General features: G+C 58.5%; 1 protein-coding gene. It reads right to left on the bottom strand.

The window, feature by feature from the left end:
- Positions 1–229 (bottom strand): solute carrier family 23 protein (locus tag FN960_RS24875; RefSeq protein WP_368854079.1); only part of this gene is annotated, 229 nt, incomplete at both ends.

Genomic DNA, 229 nt, shown 5'->3' with positions numbered 1-229 from the left:
TGCCCTTCAGCCGGGAGTAAACCCGCCATACCGGCAGCTACGCCGGCCAGCTCCAGACCGATGACGGCAACGATTGCGCCCATTGCCGCAGGTGGAAACAGCACGTCCAGCCAGCCGGTCCCCGCTTTCTTCACGATAAAAGAAACCAGGCAGAACAGCACGCCGCACATAATAAAGCCGCCCAGCGCGACTTCATACCCTAACGGCAACAGTAACAATACCGGTGAAA

It is taken from the genome of Alkalicoccobacillus porphyridii, from assembly GCF_007293315.1.
In the GTDB taxonomy this organism is placed as follows: domain Bacteria; phylum Bacillota; class Bacilli; order Bacillales; family Bacillaceae_D; genus Alkalicoccobacillus; species Alkalicoccobacillus porphyridii.
Note: the sequence above shows the minus strand (reverse complement) of the source record. Positions and strands in the feature narration are given on the sequence as shown.